The 19579-nt window shown below is 41.8% G+C and carries 15 protein-coding genes; 9 read left to right on the forward strand and 6 right to left on the reverse strand.

Annotation, left to right across the window (positions count from 1 at the left end):
* Positions 1–5 precede the first annotated feature (5 nt).
* Positions 6–779: a hydroxyacylglutathione hydrolase gene (gene gloB / locus HEQ19_10095; GenBank protein WYL99818.1), complete on the reverse strand. Its 774-nt coding sequence runs from the start codon at positions 777–779 to the stop codon at positions 6–8.
* Positions 780–1383: 604 nt separating this feature from the next.
* Between gloB and HEQ19_10100 the strand changes: the two genes are divergently transcribed.
* The 6 genes from HEQ19_10100 (at position 1384) to HEQ19_10125 (ending at position 9687) form a co-directional block, all read left to right on the forward strand.
* The gene (locus tag HEQ19_10100; protein WYL99819.1) at positions 1384–1611 is read left to right on the forward strand and encodes a hypothetical protein; all 228 of its coding nucleotides are present in this window, start codon (positions 1384–1386) and stop codon (positions 1609–1611) included.
* A 399-nt stretch (positions 1612–2010) separates the two neighbouring features.
* Positions 2011–3375 (forward strand): glycosyltransferase, encoded by a 1365-nt coding sequence (locus HEQ19_10105; GenBank protein WYL99820.1) that lies wholly within the window; start codon positions 2011–2013, stop codon positions 3373–3375.
* 23 nt (positions 3376–3398) lie between these two features.
* Positions 3399–4571: a glycosyltransferase family 4 protein gene (locus tag HEQ19_10110; GenBank protein WYL99821.1), complete on the forward strand. Its 1173-nt coding sequence runs from the start codon at positions 3399–3401 to the stop codon at positions 4569–4571.
* Positions 4572–4950: 379 nt separating this feature from the next.
* Complete coding sequence (locus tag HEQ19_10115; protein ID WYL99822.1) at positions 4951–7200, forward strand: ABC transporter ATP-binding protein; 2250 nt, start codon at positions 4951–4953, stop codon at positions 7198–7200.
* A 91-nt stretch (positions 7201–7291) separates the two neighbouring features.
* Complete coding sequence (locus tag HEQ19_10120; GenBank protein ID WYL99823.1) at positions 7292–8260, forward strand: glycosyltransferase family 10; 969 nt, start codon at positions 7292–7294, stop codon at positions 8258–8260.
* A 173-nt stretch (positions 8261–8433) separates the two neighbouring features.
* Entirely contained in the window at positions 8434–9687 is a 1254-nt protein-coding gene (locus HEQ19_10125) for a sugar transferase (GenBank protein ID WYM03338.2), read from the forward strand.
* A gap of 122 nt (positions 9688–9809) precedes the next feature.
* Here the strand turns inward: HEQ19_10125 and HEQ19_10130 are convergent, their stop codons facing one another.
* From HEQ19_10130 to HEQ19_10145, 4 genes are all read right to left on the reverse strand, one after another.
* On the reverse strand, positions 9810–10178 hold the full coding sequence (locus HEQ19_10130; GenBank protein WYL99824.1) for a hypothetical protein: 369 nt from the start codon (positions 10176–10178) through the stop codon (positions 9810–9812).
* Positions 10179–10234: 56 nt separating this feature from the next.
* A complete protein-coding gene (locus HEQ19_10135) occupies positions 10235–11959 on the reverse strand; it encodes an AarF/ABC1/UbiB kinase family protein (GenBank protein ID WYM03339.1) in 1725 nt (574 codons plus the stop codon).
* Positions 11960–12260: 301 nt separating this feature from the next.
* Entirely contained in the window at positions 12261–12545 is a 285-nt protein-coding gene (locus tag HEQ19_10140) for a hypothetical protein (GenBank protein WYM03340.2), read from the reverse strand.
* Positions 12546–12554: 9 nt separating this feature from the next.
* Entirely contained in the window at positions 12555–15209 is a 2655-nt protein-coding gene (locus tag HEQ19_10145; protein WYL99825.1) for a M1 family metallopeptidase, read from the reverse strand.
* A 636-nt stretch (positions 15210–15845) separates the two neighbouring features.
* Here HEQ19_10145 and HEQ19_10150 point away from each other — a divergent pair.
* The 3 genes from HEQ19_10150 (at position 15846) to hisG (ending at position 18922) form a co-directional block, all read left to right on the forward strand.
* Positions 15846–17528, forward strand: coding sequence for a DUF3352 domain-containing protein (locus HEQ19_10150; protein ID WYL99826.1), 1683 nt, complete (start codon positions 15846–15848; stop codon positions 17526–17528).
* Positions 17529–17674: 146 nt separating this feature from the next.
* Complete coding sequence (locus tag HEQ19_10155) at positions 17675–17884, forward strand: hypothetical protein (protein ID WYL99827.1); 210 nt, start codon at positions 17675–17677, stop codon at positions 17882–17884.
* A gap of 405 nt (positions 17885–18289) precedes the next feature.
* Positions 18290–18922 carry an ATP phosphoribosyltransferase gene (gene hisG / locus HEQ19_10160; GenBank protein ID WYL99828.1) on the forward strand — a complete coding sequence of 211 codons (633 nt, stop codon included), beginning with the start codon at positions 18290–18292 and terminating at the stop codon, positions 18920–18922.
* A 123-nt stretch (positions 18923–19045) separates the two neighbouring features.
* On the opposite strand, the gene HEQ19_10165 is transcribed toward hisG, so the two are convergent.
* Positions 19046–19558, reverse strand: coding sequence for a phosphate-starvation-inducible PsiE family protein (locus HEQ19_10165; protein WYL99829.1), 513 nt, complete (start codon positions 19556–19558; stop codon positions 19046–19048).
* Positions 19559–19579 lie beyond the last annotated feature (21 nt).

Raw genomic sequence — 19579 nt, forward strand, 5'->3', positions numbered from 1 at the left:
ACGGACTAATATTTATCCTTCAATCCCCGGATACGGGCAAAAGTTTGGACTGGATCGCTACTGTTGACAGCTAATTGTAATGACGGCTGCTCCCAGCGTAAAAATGGATTTGTCTGCTTTTCTACTCCCAACAGGGAGGGAATAGTAGCTTCTCCTTGACTACGGGCTAGTTTGACTTGATCGTAGCGATTTTGTAAATCAGTGTTATCACCATCTACAGTCAAAGCAAATCGTAAATTATTTAACGTATATTCGTGGGCGCACCAGACATGGGTATTATCGGGTAAGGAGCGAAGTTTACTCAAAGAGTCCACCATTTGGGTCGGTGTCCCTTCAAATAAGCGACCGCAACCGCCAGCAAACAGGGTATCGCCACAGAATAAATCCCCTGTTTCACCAGCTTTTTCGGGAGGGAAGTAATAAGCGATATGAGCGCGGGTATGTCCGGGAACGAAGAACACATCAGCAAGGCGATCGCCAAACTGGACGCGATCGCCTTGTTGAAGAAACACCTGCTGTCCCGGAATTCTCCCTTGATCCTCGGCGCCTCCATACACTGTCAGAGAAGGGAATTTTTGTATTAGCTGCAGATTTCCACCTACATGGTCGTTATGGTGGTGTGTGTTAAAAATCGCTACCAACTCAGTTTTAAGTTTTTCTGTGTGCTTTAAAACTGGTTCAGCCTCAGCCGGATCGACAACAGCCGCAATATTTTGTGTGCGATCGTACAGCAAAAATATGTAGTTGTCTGAGAGTGCTTCAAGACGAAAGACCTGCATTACCTCTCTCCCTCACAAGTAGATGGTTGGCATATAGCCATCCTAAATCATTCTTAACAATCTGTAACACCCATTTTATCCGCTATGTGCGGACGACAGGGGGTAGGGGCGCAAGGCCTTGCGCCCCGCAACGACACCAAAAAAAGAGGATTTTCAACCTACGATTCGCGACTCGGTATCAGGGAAGGGGTTGGAGGTTAGGTCTATCCTAGATACAATTACGCCATTATACTTAAATTTTTCATATGTCAGTCGCCACTATTACATGAAGGATTGATATTGTGATTGATATTTTTTTAATGATCACGATGAGGCATCACGTAAAATTCTCTGTCAATCCATATTTTTACTGAACTCATTCAGGCGACTAGTCAAAAAAAAGTGGACTTATCAGTAAAATCCCTCTGGGAGGAAGTGTAAATACAAAGTTAGATTGATTTTAGTCTATTTTATTTCCAGGGTCTCAATAAATTTCCGCATCTGCCATCAAAAATATTTGCTCTTTGTAGCCAAATTCAATCCAATTTTGAATTGGAAATGGCTGGCTTTTATGCATTAACAATTGGGCAAATATTGGCATTAATTTGCATCTACTAGGAGAAATATGAATTACCAAACATCCACACACAAAACTGTCAATAGCCAATCAGAAATCGCTGTTAGCAAGATTGTAGATCGCATTATCTCTTCAGGACGCATGAGTCGTCAAGACCATACTTTGCTAACCTCTACCGTATTTGCTGATGGTAAGAGCAGTGATGCAGGAAGGCGCCAAATTAATCGCATATTTGATCATATTCAAACGGGACGCCTACAATTAGTAGATTGGTAGCATTTGTCAAGAACAATTACTAATTCGTGATGCGTAATGCGTAATGCGTAATGCGTAATGCGTAATCGGCTACGCTAACGATATTTCGTACTCATATAATGTCCGGGAGCTTACCCATAATACCCGCAATGTAGAGACGTTACATGTAACGTCTCTACAGAATATTTTATTACGGTCATATAACCGGACATGATATCAGGTTGACACCAATGGGCACGGTAGTGCCCTGACGAGTGTATTGGACTGAATTACAGCAAATCCACGCAATTACAAATGTTTCATATGAAATTTAACTAAATTTATAAGTAAAAATACGATAGTTGAAACGGTAGATGTAGGGTTAAGTTTGTTGTGGAGTTTTGCTTGTCAAACAAGTTCTCCTCCTTTGCGGGTTCATAAATGAAATCAATCCACACAACTACCTGGTATTTTCCAGACACATCAGGCGGCGTTGAGGTATATATAGATGCCTTATTGCAGGGTTTGCGAGCATATGAAGTAGAAGCCATAGTTGCTGCTCCCCGACAAGACACTGAGGAAGACACCTACGAATATAACAATATTCCAGTCTATCGTTATCCTGTCTTTCCCAACTCGACTAAGATACAGGTACACAAACAATTGCCCCACGGAGGCTTTGACTATTTTACTAATTGGCTAAAAAACCATCCAGCAGATATCTACCATCAACATTCCTGGCGATTTGATTGTGGTTTACGTCATCTTGCTATTGCTCGCCAGTTAGGTATGGCAACTGTAGTCACCATCCATATGGCAGAGCCTGTATGTCTGCGTGGTACGATGATGCGATATGGCGAAGAACCCTGTAATGGGTTGATTGACACTACCAACTGTGGTAAATGCCTGGGTGTTCCAGAGCGAGTGCCGTCTTGGGCGATCGCTCAACTAAGTAAACTACCACTGACTGTGAGCATAGCAGCCGAGACAAAATTACTTACCTCGAAAAGTATCAGAGTCCGCCAACTCGGTAAAACCTTGGGGATTCCTAGTCTAGTAACTGAACATCGGCGTCAGCTAATGCAACTAGCAAACCTAGCTGACCGAATTGTGATCCCCAGCAATTGGCAATATCAGGCTTTTCGCTTGAACGGTGTTCCTGAAGAAAAAATGATCCTCTGCAGACAGGGTGTTGCTAGCAAGTTTCAACAGGAACTAGCATCCACTAAACCACAAAATACTACTTTGAAAATTGGTTTTTTGGGACGCTGGCAAGAAACCAAAGGAGTGCAAGTCTTAGTCGCAGCAGTAACTCGTCTACCTGCTGATGTGCCGGTAGAATTAATCCTTCATGCTACCCATTCGGGAAAATACGGTGCGGCGAATCGAGAAAAAGTTTTAGCACTAGCGGCTGGCGATCGCCGGATTCGCATTGCGGAACCACTGTCACGTCAAGCTGTCCCAGAGGCATTGGCGAGTTTTGATATACTTGCCGTACCATCGCAATGCTTAGAAACAGGACCTCTAGTGGTTCTTGAAGCCCAAGCTGTTGGTAAGCCCGTACTTGGCTCCAATTTGGGAGGAATTGCTGAGTTAGTTCGTCACGGGGTTGATGGTTGGTTAGTTCCAGCCAACGATATCCAAGCATGGACTGAGGCGATCGCTATTCTTGCAAAGGATGCGGATTTATTAGCCAAACTGCGGAAAGGTATTAGACCAGTACGCACAATGGACACTGTTGCTTTAGAGATGCTCGACCTTTACAAGGAAATTCTCGCAACTTCAAAACAACAACTTTCCTCTTGATTGACTCATGCCTAATTTCGCTTATGAATCGGCAAAAAAAACAATTAAAGGTTTCAATCCTCACACCTAATTTTTCTAAAGGTGGAGTTGACCGAGCCTATTTGCTCGGTCAGGTATTTAAAACCTTGAATTATGAAGTAGAAATTTTGGGGTTCTTATTTGGAAAGAATATTTATCCTGAACCACCATCTGACCTACCTATTTACTGTCTACCAGGTTGCAATTATCCAAAATTCTTTGCTTCTACAAGACAGCTATTACAAGAAATTGATGGTGACATTGTGTGTGCTGTCAAACCAAAACTCACAAGCTACGGGGTGGCTTTAATCAACAAGATTTTTAATCATAGACCGCTGATTATAGATATTGATGATTGGGAGTTAAGTTGGCATGGAGGCGACTCATTTCAGTACCGTCCCAGTTGGAAACAACTAGCTAGAGATGTTATTAAAAAAGATGGTGCTTTAAGAAATCCAGAGCATCCACTGTACTTAAAGTGGATGGAATCAGCGATAAATCGGGCTGACGCCGTGACAGCAGACACACAATTTTTGCTCAACCGGTTTGGTGGTACTTATATACCCAATGGCAAAGATACTTCATTGTTTGACCCCCAAAAATTCGATGCCAAAATCAGCCGAGAACTTTATGGTTTAGCTGAATATCGCATTCTCATGTTTCCTGGTGCCCCGCGACCCCACAAGGGTCTTGAAGATGTTTTAATGGCACTTGACGAGCTAAATGAGGCTGATTTCAGATTGGTGATTGTGGGTGGTAATCCCTATGATAACTACGATGACCAGCTAATCGAACGCTGGGGAAAATGGATTATTAAGCTACCGCAAATGCCAGTAGAAAAGATGCCTCAAATCGTTGCGGCGTCTCATGTTGTGGTAGTTCCTCAACGCGATACACCTGTAGCTAGGGCACAGTTTCCCATCAAGCTGACTGATGGTATGTCAATGGCCAAGCCTGTTTTAGCAACACGAGTAGGAGACATTCCAGAAATTATCAGTGACACTGGTTATTTGGTTGATCCTAATTCTCCCAAACAAATCGCGGCACAAATTAAATTGATTTTTCAGGATTTAGAAGCCGCAAATGAACGAGGCAGACAGGCTAGAGAAAGATGTATAGAAAAATATAGCATCAAAGCAATGGCAATATCCTTAAACTCAGTAATTGCTCGGTTGTAAATTAAAGAATATGTGAATTTAAATACGGTTACTTGTTAAATAGGTGGGCGTTAAAAAATATCAGATAAACCTAACCCCCAGCCCCCGTCCCAATACTGCGTAGGTTTTGGAATTTCTTGGTTGAGGCAAGCTCTTGGAGCAGGGGGAGAAATGGAGGCAGGGGAGGGGAAGAGTTTTGCTCCCCTGCTTCCCCTGCCTCCCCTGCAAATCCTACGCAGTATTGGGGGAGAGCAATGGAAGCAAGGTTTTATATTTAATTGTCGATCTCCCTTAATATGAAAAAATATGACATTTGCATAAGTTATGATATGTTTCCGCTAATTTTTCCCTAAATTCAAGAATTGTGTTAACAATGAGTAAATCGTGATGCACATCACCAATGTCTACCAGTAAACTACTACTACTAAGATTTGCTAAACCCTATCCTGGCTGGATTATCTTGACGATAGTGTTGGGATTTTCTGGGGCTTTATTTAATGGGGTTGGCACAACTCTGATTGTGCCGGTGATTTTAAAAATCGTAGGACAACCAGTGGATTTGACGGGTGCGCCGCATATTCTCAAAGCAGTCATTTTTCCGTTTGATAATCTTCCAGCTAACTACCGCATAGTGGTGATGGCTGTGGCAATTATACTCACAATTTTTTTCAAAAATTTAGCTAGCTACTCTAGCACCTTAGCTTCGAGTATTTTAACGCGAAAATTGACTGCTGACATCCGTGAATCTGGAGTCAATCTATTACTAGAGATTGACATTGATTATTATTCTAAAATGAAAGTAGGCGATTTAATCAACCGCCTGGGAGGAGAAACTGCCCGTGCTGCTACTGCTATAGGTAGTGCAGTCAAGTTAGTTATTCTGGCGATTACAATTTTAGTTTTTGTTGGTTTGTTGCTATCAATTTCTTGGCAGTTAACAATTGCAACAACAATTTTGCTGTCTTGTTTGACGTTCATCAATCAGTATGCTATTTCCCGCGCCAGAGATTTTGGTAAACAACTGTCCGATTTCTCTACATCATATTCCATTACTGTCCTAGAAACACTCAGCGGGATTCGCTTAGTCAAAGCCACAGGAAATGAAGACAGAGAATATCAAAAAATTAGAAAGCTAATTCGTGATCGTGAGGTAGCAGATTTTAAAGCCCAGGTTCATTCAGAGGCAATTGGACCAATTAGTGAAGTAACGGGCATTACAACTTTAATGTTGATTGTCTTCTTAGCACGAACCTTTTTTGCAGTCCAGGTTAGCTCTTTATCCACAGTTATTCTGACATATATATTAGTGCTATTGCGACTACTGCCGTTTATTTCACAGTTCAATTCTCTTCGCAGTAACTATGCTAATGCATCTGCTAGCGTGGATATTATTTCTGAATTTTTAGAGGTAGATAATAAGCCTTTCATGGTCAAAGGTAAATTACCTTATAAAAAATTAGCACAGGGAGTGCATTTCAATCAAATATCTTTTGCTTATCCAGGGAATGAAAAATTAGTACTGAAGGATGTAAATTTATATTTACCACGTGGGACGACTCTGGCTTTAGTAGGTGGTTCTGGCGCTGGTAAATCAACCTTAGCAGATCTCTTACCCAGATTTTATGATCCTATTGCCGGCTCAATTAACATTGATGGGACAGATTTACGTGAATTCGAGCTAAAATCCCTGCGAAAAGCAATGGGAATTGTGAGTCAAGATACGTTTCTCTTCAATGACTCGGTACGAAATAACATCGCTTATGGGAAACCAGATGCTACAGAAGAGGAAGTTTTAACAGCAGCCAAACGAGCAAATGCTCATGAGTTTATCAGCAAATTACCGCAAGGAGTGGATACTTTAATTGGCGATCGCGGCGTCATGTTATCTGGTGGACAAAGACAAAGAATCGCCATCGCTCGCGCACTGCTACAAAATCCAGAAATTTTGATTCTCGATGAAGCTACCAGTGCTTTAGATACGGTTTCTGAACGTTTGGTACAAGCTGCAATTGATGACCTGAGTCGCGATCGCACCACCCTAGTCATTGCTCACCGACTTTCCACAGTCCAAAAAGCTGATCAAATTGCTGTATTAGAGCATGGATGTGTAGTAGAGGTAGGAACCCATGATGAACTTTTGAAAAAAGGTTCTTACTACTCACACCTATATTCTATGCAATTTACCGAACGTGCTGAAGCTGCTAACAAACGCAATCTCAGCTTTATTCGCATCTCCTATGAACTGCGGACACGCCTTAACTCCATGATTGGTTTCTTGAGCCTATTAGTTGATAATACATTTGATAATTCCCAAGATAAATACGAATTAATTGAGGAAGCCTATATATCAGTCCTCAGAGTTTTGAATACTATTGATATTTTAGAAGACGTTATTAACCTACAGTTACGAACACAATTAGTGTCAGCCGCAGGAATCAATAGCACTGTAATTACCCAGTATCATAAGTTTACTCACATGTCCTTGGAGTTCCGAAATCATCTCAATCCTATACTTGGCTCTCTCCGCTGCATAGCCGATGATTTTGTCGATCAGCCTCTCCATAAAAATGAATTCTTCAAGGAAGCTTTGAGTTCTGCAATTCAGCTACTTGAGGCTATCAAAATGTTTGAATTTACTGTGCGAAAATAGGTGGGCAAAATTAAATTTCACTGGTTTTGGTTGTCATTGGTAAGGGTTTCACGTTTATTTAAATTTTGTGAAATAAACAATAAGAAAGAAAATGTCAAGAAAAATTATTGGTATGATTAGTAGCTATCCAGGTGTAGATCAAAGACCTGATTGGCTGTGGCAACAAACACCTCATCCCTTTGGTATCTGGGATAATATTCAAATTCGCTCTACAGAACCCAAGCCAGATTTTTTATTAATGTACAACTTCACGACTTTTCCACAAAATCCTGACAATCAACCGTGGTCGTGGAAAAAACCAATCAGACAAAAACGCTATCAAGCAGCAGAACAAATACTGCAAAATAAAATTCGAGGTGTTCCTAAAGAGCGGATAATTTTCCTATTACGAGAACCGCCTCTAGATGAAGTTGTAGAATCGAATAAGAAGTCTTATCAACAGGCTAAAGATTACTGCGGCTATATTTCTGGTCCAGATGATTATGCACCAATACCAGATTATATGCCTGCTATTTGGTACTTATCTAATTCATTTTCTGAGTTAGATAAAATGCCAGAACCAGAAAAAATTAGCAGCTGTAGTTGGGTAACATCTGGTGTTAGTCGTTCAGCTAACCATCTCAAACGGTTAGGGTTTTTGCAGATGCTATGTAATAGTGAATTAAATATAGATATATATGGTCGTGACTTACCAACTTGGGCGAAAGGAGTTGGTCCTATTAGTAATAAATGGTATGTGATGGCTCCTTACTATTACAATCTGACTATCGAAAACTATGCTGATAATTCTTGGTATGTAACCGAGAAACTTTGGGATGCTTTACTATCCTGGTGTTTACCAATTTATTATGGAGGACCAGCGGCTGATAAATTGTTACCCCCTGGTAGCTTTCTGAGATTACCAAGCTTGGATGAAAAAGGATTAGCTTACATTAGAGAAATTACAGCTACTACCGATGCTTGGTATGAGGCAAAAGAAGCGATCGCCGAAGCTAGACAAATTGTCCTGCACAAACTAAATTTATTCAACTGGCTGTCTGAATTTGTTGCTAAATTTTAGTTATATAGCAATCCGGTTTGATTCCTCAAAAAATCTCCGTTTCGTTTTCAAAAATTACTGGAATAAAAACCCGGATTTTTATAATTTAGAGCTTTCGTTTATCTGGTGAGACTCAAACCAGATTGCTAAATTTTTTGAAAAAATTCATAAATTAATATTTGCGGAGAAATTCGATGAAAGAAATCCAAATTTCAGGGTTGGGTATCGGATGGGAAAAAATACTAAACATCAAAAATTTTCTTCGTCTGGTTAAAAATAAAATTAGGTGGCTATATAACCGTAAACTACCAGAACATACTGAGAATTTTTTGAGTATGGTACAGCATAGTATAGACACTAATGCACTTTATACAATGAATCAAGACTTACCACTCCCTGTTAGTTTAGACGATATATTACTAACAGAGGAATTACCGCCAATTGTTCTACTGGCTTTTACCCGTCCTGATCTTCTCAAGCAAGTTCTTCCAGCTATAGCTGTACAAACGTTGCGCCCAAGGAAGATTCTGGCTTTTATCGACGGGGCACGCAATACAGATGATAAACTTTTGATTGCAGAATGCATTGATTTATTAACAGAATTCTCGGAAACTATTCCTGTTGAAATTGTCAAGCGATCGCATAATCTAGGTTGTGATGTCAATGCAGTTTCGGCGCTAACTGAGGCTTTATCCCATTATCCTGCTGTCATCTACTTAGAAGACGACATTGTGCCAAATCCTTATTTTTACGATAGGATGTGTCGGCTTTTGGCAGCCTATCGTGACTTTCCTCAAGTATTTTCAGTCACAGCCTATGCCAATTTCCCCAGTGGGCTAAATCAATTGATATCATATGATTTTATGGTATCAAAACGAGTATTTGCCTTAGGTTTAGGAACCTGGAGGGATCGTTGGCAAAATTTAGATCTTGCTAACTACAAGCAGGGCTATAACCCTTTTGGTCATTTCTACAATATCCCTGCAACTATACAAACAAAATATACGATTGTTAATCAATTTTTCTTGGAAAAAGAAAAAAAGCAAGATTGGGTTATCACTCTCACTCTGGCATGTTTACACAAGGGATACGTACACATTACACCAATGGCATCCTTTGTCAATAACATCGGGTTCGGACATCCTCAGGCAAAAACATATAATCAAGGTGGCATACCCTCTTGGGCAAACGCACATAGTGATTCATCTGCCTGTCTCAACAAGTTACCAAATACTCTTGATCTGATAAATACCCTAGCGGCGCCGCTTAACGGAGTAGAACTCGCCAAACACTTAGAAAGTTGTCGGGGTTTATGGCTAAACCCATCTGATACATGGCATCTATTATGTAAGTATAGCGGTTGGCATAGTAAAATAGCCTTTTTACAGTTATTTTTTGGTCGGATATTAATCCTTGCCAGACGCTTATATGCTCGAAAAGTAATTTGAGAGGATGTCGAAGCTATACAAACAAAGTCCAGAAAAATAAAAACAAGAACTTCAAATTGTTGAGGGTTGACCGCTGACTGTTAACGGTCAACTGTCAATAACCCTCAATATAATAACTAAGGCTAAGAATCTAAATCTAGAGATTGCATTCCTTCGCGTTTGGCAAAATCCAACATACTTCCTAACTGTACCCAAACTAGTAAGCAAGTAAGCAGACTAAGTGGTAAACCAACTCCTAAAGCTAGTAAGGGTGGAAAACCAAATATTTCTAAACCACAACAGACAAATAAACAAATCCCGGTAGTGATGCCTACAAATGGGACAGATAATTGTGTTAAAAACGAACGAGACTGCGGCTTTTCTGTCTTATTAGGTTGCCATTTTTGCACAATTAATTTCAGAGTGCCTGTTAATGCTACACCAGAAGTTAAAGATGTCAGCAATCCCACAAATAGTAAAAAATATGGCGGTTCTAAAGGGTAATAGTACATGAAAAATCCTGGTTGATATTAAAAGGTAGAATGCACAAGCCAAAAATTGTGTATTTTTACTTCTCACCCTGTGGCTGGTTGCCACCAAAAGGGATAAAAGATGTAGATTTGGGAATAATTGCGGCCACGCCTTCTCTGGATAACTCTGTTAATAATCCGAAGGCGACATTTAACAACCGATTCGGTGGTAAGTCATCTTTAACCAGATTCCACAGGCTTTGAACTTCTGCGGTGTGGAGCCGGTCATCTTCGGTCAGCGCAAGTACCAACTGTCTGCGGAGGAATTTCCCCTCTTCAGACAGCAGAAATTGCAACCCCATTTGTGCTGTGGGTAATACATCAAAGCTACCATCAGTGCGGGCGATCGCAATTAAATTCTCTAACCTCTGCCACTGGAATTTACCATTTTTGAATAGCACATTCAGCAATCTTCGCCGTAATGGGGGTGATTCTCCCATCAGCAACCGCCGTGCTATATATGGATAACCTACCTCAACAATTTTAAAATTGGGGTTGAGGCTCAGGGCAATACCTTCTTGTGTCACCAGGGAACGAATAATCAAAGCAAATTTGGCCGGGACTCGGAATGGATATTCATACATCAATTCCGAGAAATCATCGGTAATGGTTTTGAAGTTAAAATCCCCTACATTTTTGCCAATCGCGTTTCCCAGCACCGCCTCTAATGCGGGTATAATCGGGCAAATATTCGTGTCTGGAGTCAAAAATCCCAATTTCACAAAGTCTGTAGCTAAGTCGCCATAGTCTTTGTTCACCAAATCTACTAACGCATCTACCAGGGTTTCTTTAGTCGTTTTCTCCAACTGATCCATCATCCCAAAGTCTATGTAAGCCATGCGACCATCGGGCATAGCAAACAAATTACCAGGATGGGGGTCAGCATGGAAGAAACCGTGTTCTAACAGCTGTTGTAAACCTGAAGTCACACCAATTTTGATGATTTCCTCTGGGTCTAAACCTGCTTCGCGGATACTTTTGATATCTGTCAGCTTAAAGCCATTAATCCATTCGAGAGTCAAAACCCGGCTATTGGTATAACGCCAATAAATACTGGGAATTTTGACCTTAGGGTCGTTGCGGAAATTATGAGCAAATTGTTCCGCATTGCGACCTTCATTGATATAATCAATTTCTTCAAATAATTTGGTACCAAACTCGTCCACAATCAAGGTGAGGTCGTGACCGAGATTTAGCGGTAACCACGGGGAAAGCCAAGTCGCCCCCCAACGCATCAAATACAAGTCCTGTGTGAGTACGGGGCGTAAGTTGGGGCGTTGTACCTTCACGGCTACTTCTTCACCACTTAGCAACCGACCACGGTAAACTTGACCTAAACTCGCCGCCGCAACTGGCGTTGGTGACAACTCGCTAAATATGTCCTCAACTGGGCGACTTAGTTCGGCTTCGATAATCTGGTAGGCTAGGGCATTATCAAAAGGTGGTAACTGGTCTTGCAGCTTGATCAGCTCTTCTAGAAAATCTTTGCGGATCAGATCGGGTCTGGTCGATAGGGCCTGACCAACTTTAATAAAAGTAGGACCTAGGCGAGTGAGCAGTTCTCGTAACTGGGAGGCGCGTTTTCCCTTATTCTGCTCAACTAGATTTTGCCATTCATCCCACTTAAGACTGAGAATAAATCCAGCAAAAGACCAGATAATTCTCAGCAATCGCCCCCAGGTACGCCAGGGGCGGTAACGATAGTAACGAGCGATTTCGTCTGCATTGTAGCGCCTTAGCTGTGCAGATTGATACTGACCCACGCCTTTATTTGCCTCTTCAACTGGGAAACTTACACTTTTTTTCTTGATTTCCAAACCCGCAAGCTAGTTACAGGTGGTGGATATGCGTAGTTTTTATAAAAAAACATTTATATGTCACCCCATTCTGGGTAGTCTTCGCGGCGATATTAGCCTACCGTACTGCCCAGACTTTTCTATCTTTTCCTTAATTATACTTTATAAAACTACAACTTATCTTTCTTTCTCTCGCAGGTTTTGAGGGGATTGGGGACACTTCGACAAGCTCAGTGCATCGCTGGGGATTGGGGACACTTCGGCAAGCTCAGTGCATCGCTGGGGATTGGGGATTGGGGATTGGGGATTGGGGACTGGGGGGATAAGTAATGAGTAATGAGTAATGAGTAATGAGTAATGAGTAATGACCAATGACCAATGACCAATGACCAATGACCAATGACCAATGACCAATGACCAATGACAAATGACCAATGACAAATGACAAATGACAAATGACAAATGACAAATGACCAATGACCAATGACCAATGACAAATGACCAATGACCAATGACCAATGACCAATGACCAATGACAAATGACCAATGACAATCCCCAGACTTAGGAAGCAGTCTTGTGAGATTTGGCTTCTAGGTTTTCCAAGCGGCTTTTGAGTTCCTGGTTTTGTTGTTTGAGTTGGTCGAGTTCCTCACGCAACTGACGCAGCGCATTTTCCGGGCCGATATGATTTTGGACTTGAGAAATTTCTTCATCAGCATAACGGCGTACGCGGCCATCTGGTGTTTGGTCAGCAAGCGATCGCAAAATCCCCATCGCCTTAGGTGTTTCCATCTGTCCTAATGCTGTCACCACGGCCATTTGGGTTAAAAAGAAGGTTTCTTTTGCTAGTTCTGCTAATCGGTCTAAAATCAGTTCTAAATTTACCGGATTTTGACCAACAGAAATTTTACCTAAAGCGCGAATGGCATTTAGTCGTAATGGTTGTGGTACACCCAATTTGGTGTATTCTAGTAACAGATTTAAAGCTGGTTCTGAGGTTTTCAGCGCGGCTAAACCTGCGATCGCACCACTACGTACGACTTCATTCCAACCTGCTTTTTCTTCCAAAACAGATTTCAGCAGCTTGATAACTTTTTCTTCCTTGGGTTTCTCTTCCAAGCTAGCAGATGCGATCGCCCCAATGGTACGACAAGCAGCAGCTTCGACGTAGTAACTGCGATCGCCATCTTGTAGCAGTTCTTTCACAGCCTTATAACTGTCATAGGTCTTGATTTGAGCCAGTGCTTCAACTACAGATCTTCGCACGAAAGGATTTTGATCTTTCAATCCAGGGACTAAACCATCAAAGGCTTGATCCAATTTGATTTGAGCCAGTTGTTTAGCCACTTCGACACGCACACCCCAAAATGGCTCATTTTTTAACGCCGCAGCCAGTGCAAGAGTTGCTTCTAATCCACCTTTTTTCGCCAAAGTTTCTGCAGCATAGATCCGCGAAATCGGGTTGGGATCAAATTCTAATTGCGCTTTCAATTCCGCTACTGGATATTCAAAAGATACTGTTTTCAGATAATTATTCCCCACATCAAAGCTGATAAATTGGGGTTTTTCTGCTAGTGGAAAATAGAAGCTTTGTTCACGTTCATTCACCCGGACAGTAAAAGTTATGAGTTGAGACTTAGGAGTGAGGAGTTGTGATTCACTCCTCACTTCTAACTCCTCACTGCTAACACCTTCTTTGTGAGAGTAACCAAAACCAATGGGAATTTTTAAGTCAAATAAATCTTTAGTTTCATTCTTGTCTGTGGTTGCTTGGGTTTGGGTAACTGTGATTTTCGCTAAATTACTATCTCCATCCCAAGAGTAAGCCACTTTAAAATCAGGATGACCACCACGATAAACGTATTGGTCGAATAAAAATGTAAGATTACGCCCAGTTGCTTTTTCTATCGCCCTTAATAAGTCTACTGTTTCAACTGTTGTATGGGCATGATCTTGGACAAATGTTTGGATAGCTTGCCAAAACAATTCTTCACCTAATTCTGCGCGAATCATGTGATAAACACAAGATCCTTTTTCGTAGATGTGGCGATCATAAAGTTCAATTGCTTCGCGGTAAACATGAGTTACCATTGGTCGGCGGTAGCGGCTACTATCTTCGCTAAAATAACTCCGGGCTTCCTGTAATCGATAGTAGGCTGCTGCTTGTGTTCCATATTCATGTTCTGTCCACATCACCTCAGAATAGGAAGCCATTCCTTCCTTAATCCAAGCATGAGACCAATGTTTAATCACCAATAAATCGCCAAACCATTGGTGTGCGAGTTCATGAACAACTAAACTTTCGGTGTTGAGGTTATCTAAGCTGGCGCGTTCATCAAGCAAACATCTATCTGTTAGCAGCGTTGTGGAGGTATTTTCCATCCCACCAAAGATAAAGTCATCGACGCAAACTTGGGCGTATTTGGGAAAAGGATAGGAATAACCATACTTTTCGGTCAAAAATTCGATCATTCGGGGAGTTTTGCCCATGCTGCGTTTAGCATCTTCCTCCCGTCCCTTATCTACATAATAGGTGACAGGTTTACCCTTCCACTCATCCCGAATTTCGGCAAAATCCCCTACAGCCAAGGTCATCAAATAGGTAGGATGAATTTGCTGCTGTGACCAATGGTAGATTTTTTCCTCACCATCTTCTTGTGTATCAATTAGTTCGCCGTTAGAAATAGCAATCAGGGGTTTGGGAACGCGGACAAGAATTTCGGAAGTAGAAAGTTGTCCGGGGTAGTCGAAGCAGGGAAACCAGAAACGAGAGTCTTCATCTTCTCCCTGAGTCCAGACTTGGGTGGGCTTATTAGGGTAATATTTATCTGGTTGAATAAAGTAAATCCCCCGTTGTGGTTTTGTCACCGAATAGGAGATTGCAATCAACAACCGCTGACCCACCACGGTCGGAGTCGAAAGTTGGATAGCTAGTTTTTCGCCATCGTAGTCAAATTTTTGCCCTACTTTGTCCACCTGCACAGATTTGATATTCAGGTTAACAGCATCCAAAGTCAAACGATCAATACCATTGCGAATTGGCATCAGGCGAATACTGCAGATGCCGTGGTAACTTTGGTGAGGGATATCCAGGCTCAGGTCTAAAAAAATATGCTCTACCTGTCCTGGGCGATCAGGGTTGTAGTGTGGTCTGGACCCTGGTAACTCAAAAGGCTTGTGTCCGTTATTTTCTGTATCAAAATAAGACTGTGACATTGATGCTTAGTAACCTTATTATCCTGAAAATTCTGGCTAGATGTAGTAAAGAAAAATAGTGATATCGACTGCAATCCGGCGTGGATAAGATTCCATCGCCCCCATCTACCCCCTAAAAAAGGGGGTTGGGAAAATAGCCCACCCTAAAAAAGGGGGGTTGGGGTTTGTGACAGAGACATCAAAATGCTACCGAACCATATTGATACCTGCTGTTCCCAATGAACTTTTTCATCTGGAAGGATTCCCTACTGGGCTGGATGTATTGGAATCCATCTTACCCATATCCCTTCCGTTTACCCTGATGTTAGCTAATAGTTTGTACTCTATTGTCATCGGGTCAAGAGTCTCTTGCGCCTCGATCTTGAGTACAAATGCTCCCAAGCATTCCTATAGATTAGGATAGCTTGCTGCTTTCAAGCAGGATATTTTTTTTTCATAAACAATAGACAGTTTACGGATTTTCTCCTGACCCTTTTGAAGTAATCTTTGGAGTCTTTCCCATCCAATAGTGTGTTGGACTACTAATTTTATCAGTAAATACCGATAAATTAGTAAAGCTTATTAATAATTGTAAAAAGTCTACAATGACGTTTGTACTAACCTCGGTGACAATTAGAGCAAAAGAGGATAATGACAATGCCTGAAAATAAATTAAAGTTTTTAATCCCGACTGTTGGCGCAGCTGTAGTGCTGACAGGAGGTATAGCTGCCTATATGTATTTTAAAACTCCATCTGGAGATAGTGTCGGCGCTCTAGGCAGTGCCAAAGTCGTACCTTCCACGGCATTAATGGCCACCTATATTAACACTGACCCCCAAGCTTGGACGAAGTTACAGCAGTTTGGGACGCCAGAAGCACAACAGCTAGTTACCAAAGGTTTGGAGAGTTTTAATCAAGAAAACCTCAAAGAAAGTAACATTTCTTATGAAAAAGATATAAAGCCTTGGGTTGGTGGTGTGATGATTGCTGTGTTACCGCCAAATCCAGTGAAACCCGCACAGTTCAAGACGCCTGCGGCTGAACCGAATCAACCCGCCAAGTTACAGTCAGAACCAAATATCCTGATGGTGGTGGGAATTAAGGACAAATTAGCGGCCTTGAATTTTGGCCTGAAATTGAAGGAGCAAAAAGGCGTCCAAATCCAAGAAACTGACTACAAAGGCGAAAAGATTACAGAAACTACCCAAAAAGGCAAACCGACCTACAGTGTATTGTTAAATAATAGCCAATTGGTATTGGCTCCCGAAAAGCAAGCTATAGAACAGGCGATTGACACCTTTAAAGGCCAGCCCTCCTTTGCGACTAAAGAAGGCGCAAGCAACATTCTCAGCAAAGGTGTGGATGTGCAAAACACCCTCGCCCAAATTTATGTACCTGACTATGCGGGTATGGTACAACAATTGGTAGCCGCAAATCCCCAGGGAACACAGTTACCGACGCAAACCATGAACCAATTGAAGCAGGTGAAATCTATGGTAGCGGGTGTGGGTGTTGATGATGCAGGCCTGCGGGTGAAAGCGATCGCTAACTTAGATCCAGATCTGAACAAATTCCAGTATCAAACAACTCCCGCGAAGATAGTGGCGCAATTTCCTGCTGATACCTTTGCCCTAGTTAGCGGACAGGGGATCAGTCGTAGCTGGCAAACACTATTAGAACAGTCTAAAGATTATCCTGATTTTAAACAAGCAGTTGAACAAACTCGCGCACAACTTAAACTTGTCAATATTGACCTAGATAAGGAAATTTTTGGGTGGATGGATGGAGAATTTGCTTTAGGGGCGATTCCATCAGATAAAGGTTTGTTAGCCAGTGTTGGTTTTGGTGGCGCTTTGGTATTTGACACCAGCGATCGCCAAACTGCAGAAGCGACATTAAGCAAACTCGATACCCTGATCAAAACACAACAAGTCAACGTCGCCCAAACCAAAGTTGGCGGTAAAGATGTCACTGAATGGCAAGTTCCTCAACAAGGAGCTTTATTATCTCATGGTTGGTTAGATCAAGACACCTTATTTATAGCCATTGGTGGACCGGTTGCAGAGGCGATCGCCTCTCCCAAAGGTCAATCTCTGGAAAATAGCGACGCCTTCAAAAGCGCCACTAGTTCTTTGCAAAAACCTAACGGCGGCTATTTCTTCTTAGATATGGACAAAACAGTATCCTTGGTCAATCGTATAGCAAGTCAATCACTCTCACCTCAAGCTAATGCCATTTTGGCTTCGATTCGTGGTTTGGGTGTTACCGCTACTAGTCCTGATAAATCCACCACTCAATTAGAGATGTTAGTGGCTTTAAAACCAAAATCTGCAAAGTAGAGAAATAGGGAATGGGGAATCCTAGGGGCGGGGTCTCCCCGCCCTCATCACGACAGCGTTAAAATAAACCCATAAATCCCAAATCCCATAGCTCAAGCCATGACACTTTAATAGCCTTTTTTAGCTTTGCTCTTGCGCTTTTGGCTATGGTTTATCGTATTGCTAGGAGTGAGGCAAAAATCTATGAGGCAATAGATTCTCATGGTGATGCTGCTAGGGAGCGCATGAATGATATTGAGAAAGCGATTGGCATTCAGACTGCGATTTATGAAGAGAGAAAGGAGTGGGTTGATTATCTCATTCGTGGTTTAAACGAAAAGATTGATCATAAATTTAACCAATTGCATTCTGATTAAAAGAATTGCAAGAGGATTTTAAATCCAAAAATGGTCATTAGCATGTCCTGGACTTAACGATGAAGCTGATAACAGCGTCAAGTAAAGCGTTGATTTCGGTTAAGTCCATGTTTAGCCTGTGATTGTTTTTGCATTTATAGCAAGGCGGTTTATTCCCTGTGTGTGGGGATTCAATGTACTCTAATGGTAGGTATTCTGAGGGGAGGATGTTCGCAAAGCGTCACGTAAAGCCTGCGGCATAGCTTTGCGAACGCGGAGCGTCCCGTAGGGAACGTTAATCTTCTAGCGGGAAGGGAGACCCTACAAACTGGAGATTTCTTTAATTGTCAGTCCCTTATGGTCAACATATAGATATATTCTCATAATAATGAACTGCCAAAGACGCCAAGGGAACCAAAAACGAGAATGTTGACTGTTGCATTGCCAAAAGGGGAACTACTGAAAAATAGCATCCGCCTGTTACAATCTGTAGGATTGGATTTTAGTGCTTTTTTAGATGCAGGAAATCGCCAACTGCAGATTCCTGACGTTAGCGGACAAGCTAAAGGACTGCTTGTACGTGGGCAAGATGTGCCTGTATATGTAGAATATGGTCAGGCACAATTGGGTATTATTGGTTATGATGTGCTGCGGGAGAAAAAGCCGCAGGTTGCACAATTGGTTGATTTGCAATTTGGCCATTGTCGCCTATCTGTAGCCGTAAAAGCATCTAGTTCCTACAAATCGCCTTTAGATTTGCCTGCTCATGGTAGAATTGCTTCTAAATATGTCAATTGCGCTCGTGAATATTTCCACAGTCTGGATTTGCCTGTGGAAATCGTCCCCCTGTATGGTTCAGTAGAACTAGGACCGATTACGGGGATGTCAGAAGCAATCGTGGATTTGGTTTCCACTGGGCGGACGTTGCAAGAAAATGGTTTGATTGAAATTACTACTTTGTATGAAAGCACAGCACGTTTGATTGCTCATCCCCTGAGTTATCGTCTCAATACAGGTAATTTGCACAAATGGGTCGAGGATGTGCGCTCTTCTGTCTAGGATTGACTTCCAATTGCGAAAATATCCTTTCTGCGTGGCGCAAGGCCCTGCGCCCCTACAGATGTACAAATAATTTGGGATAATTTATTTTTTGGCAGTCCCTAACGATAGGAAATTTTGTGGTTAGTGACGGTTGTTTGACATGAATTCCGGTTTAATACGACTTTTATAGCGTTTAGATACTTCTTGTTCTGGATCAATACCTTCAAAGGTCGGGGGTAGCCAAACTCGCATGAGCAGCAGTAATCCCAAAACTAATAAGAAAGCACAAGTGGCTAAAACTTGACTCCAATTGGTTTCTAGTATGCCTTTAACAATAACTTCGCGTAAAACCGAAACAATCGCCACTTCTACAGCTACCCCAATGGATATTCGTTGTTCTTGGAGGTAAATAATCAGCAGTCGAAATAACTCAACTAAGATCAGTAGAAAGAGAATATCGGCGGTAACAGCATGAAAATCCAATGGAGGAAGCAGGGAGAGGAACATATCTCTCACCTGCAGCACCATGAAGCTAAATAAACCAATACACAGGGAAATTACAATTAAATCTTGGATTAATTCCAAGCTGCGAACGATGCGTCCGCGATTAATTTCGTACATGGAAATTGAGGTATCTTCTACAGGCTTATACATGGCTTTTAATTTTTTCAACAG

It is taken from the genome of Gloeotrichia echinulata CP02, from assembly GCA_038087035.1.
In the GTDB taxonomy this organism is placed as follows: Bacteria; Cyanobacteriota; Cyanobacteriia; order Cyanobacteriales; family Nostocaceae; genus Gloeotrichia; species Gloeotrichia echinulata.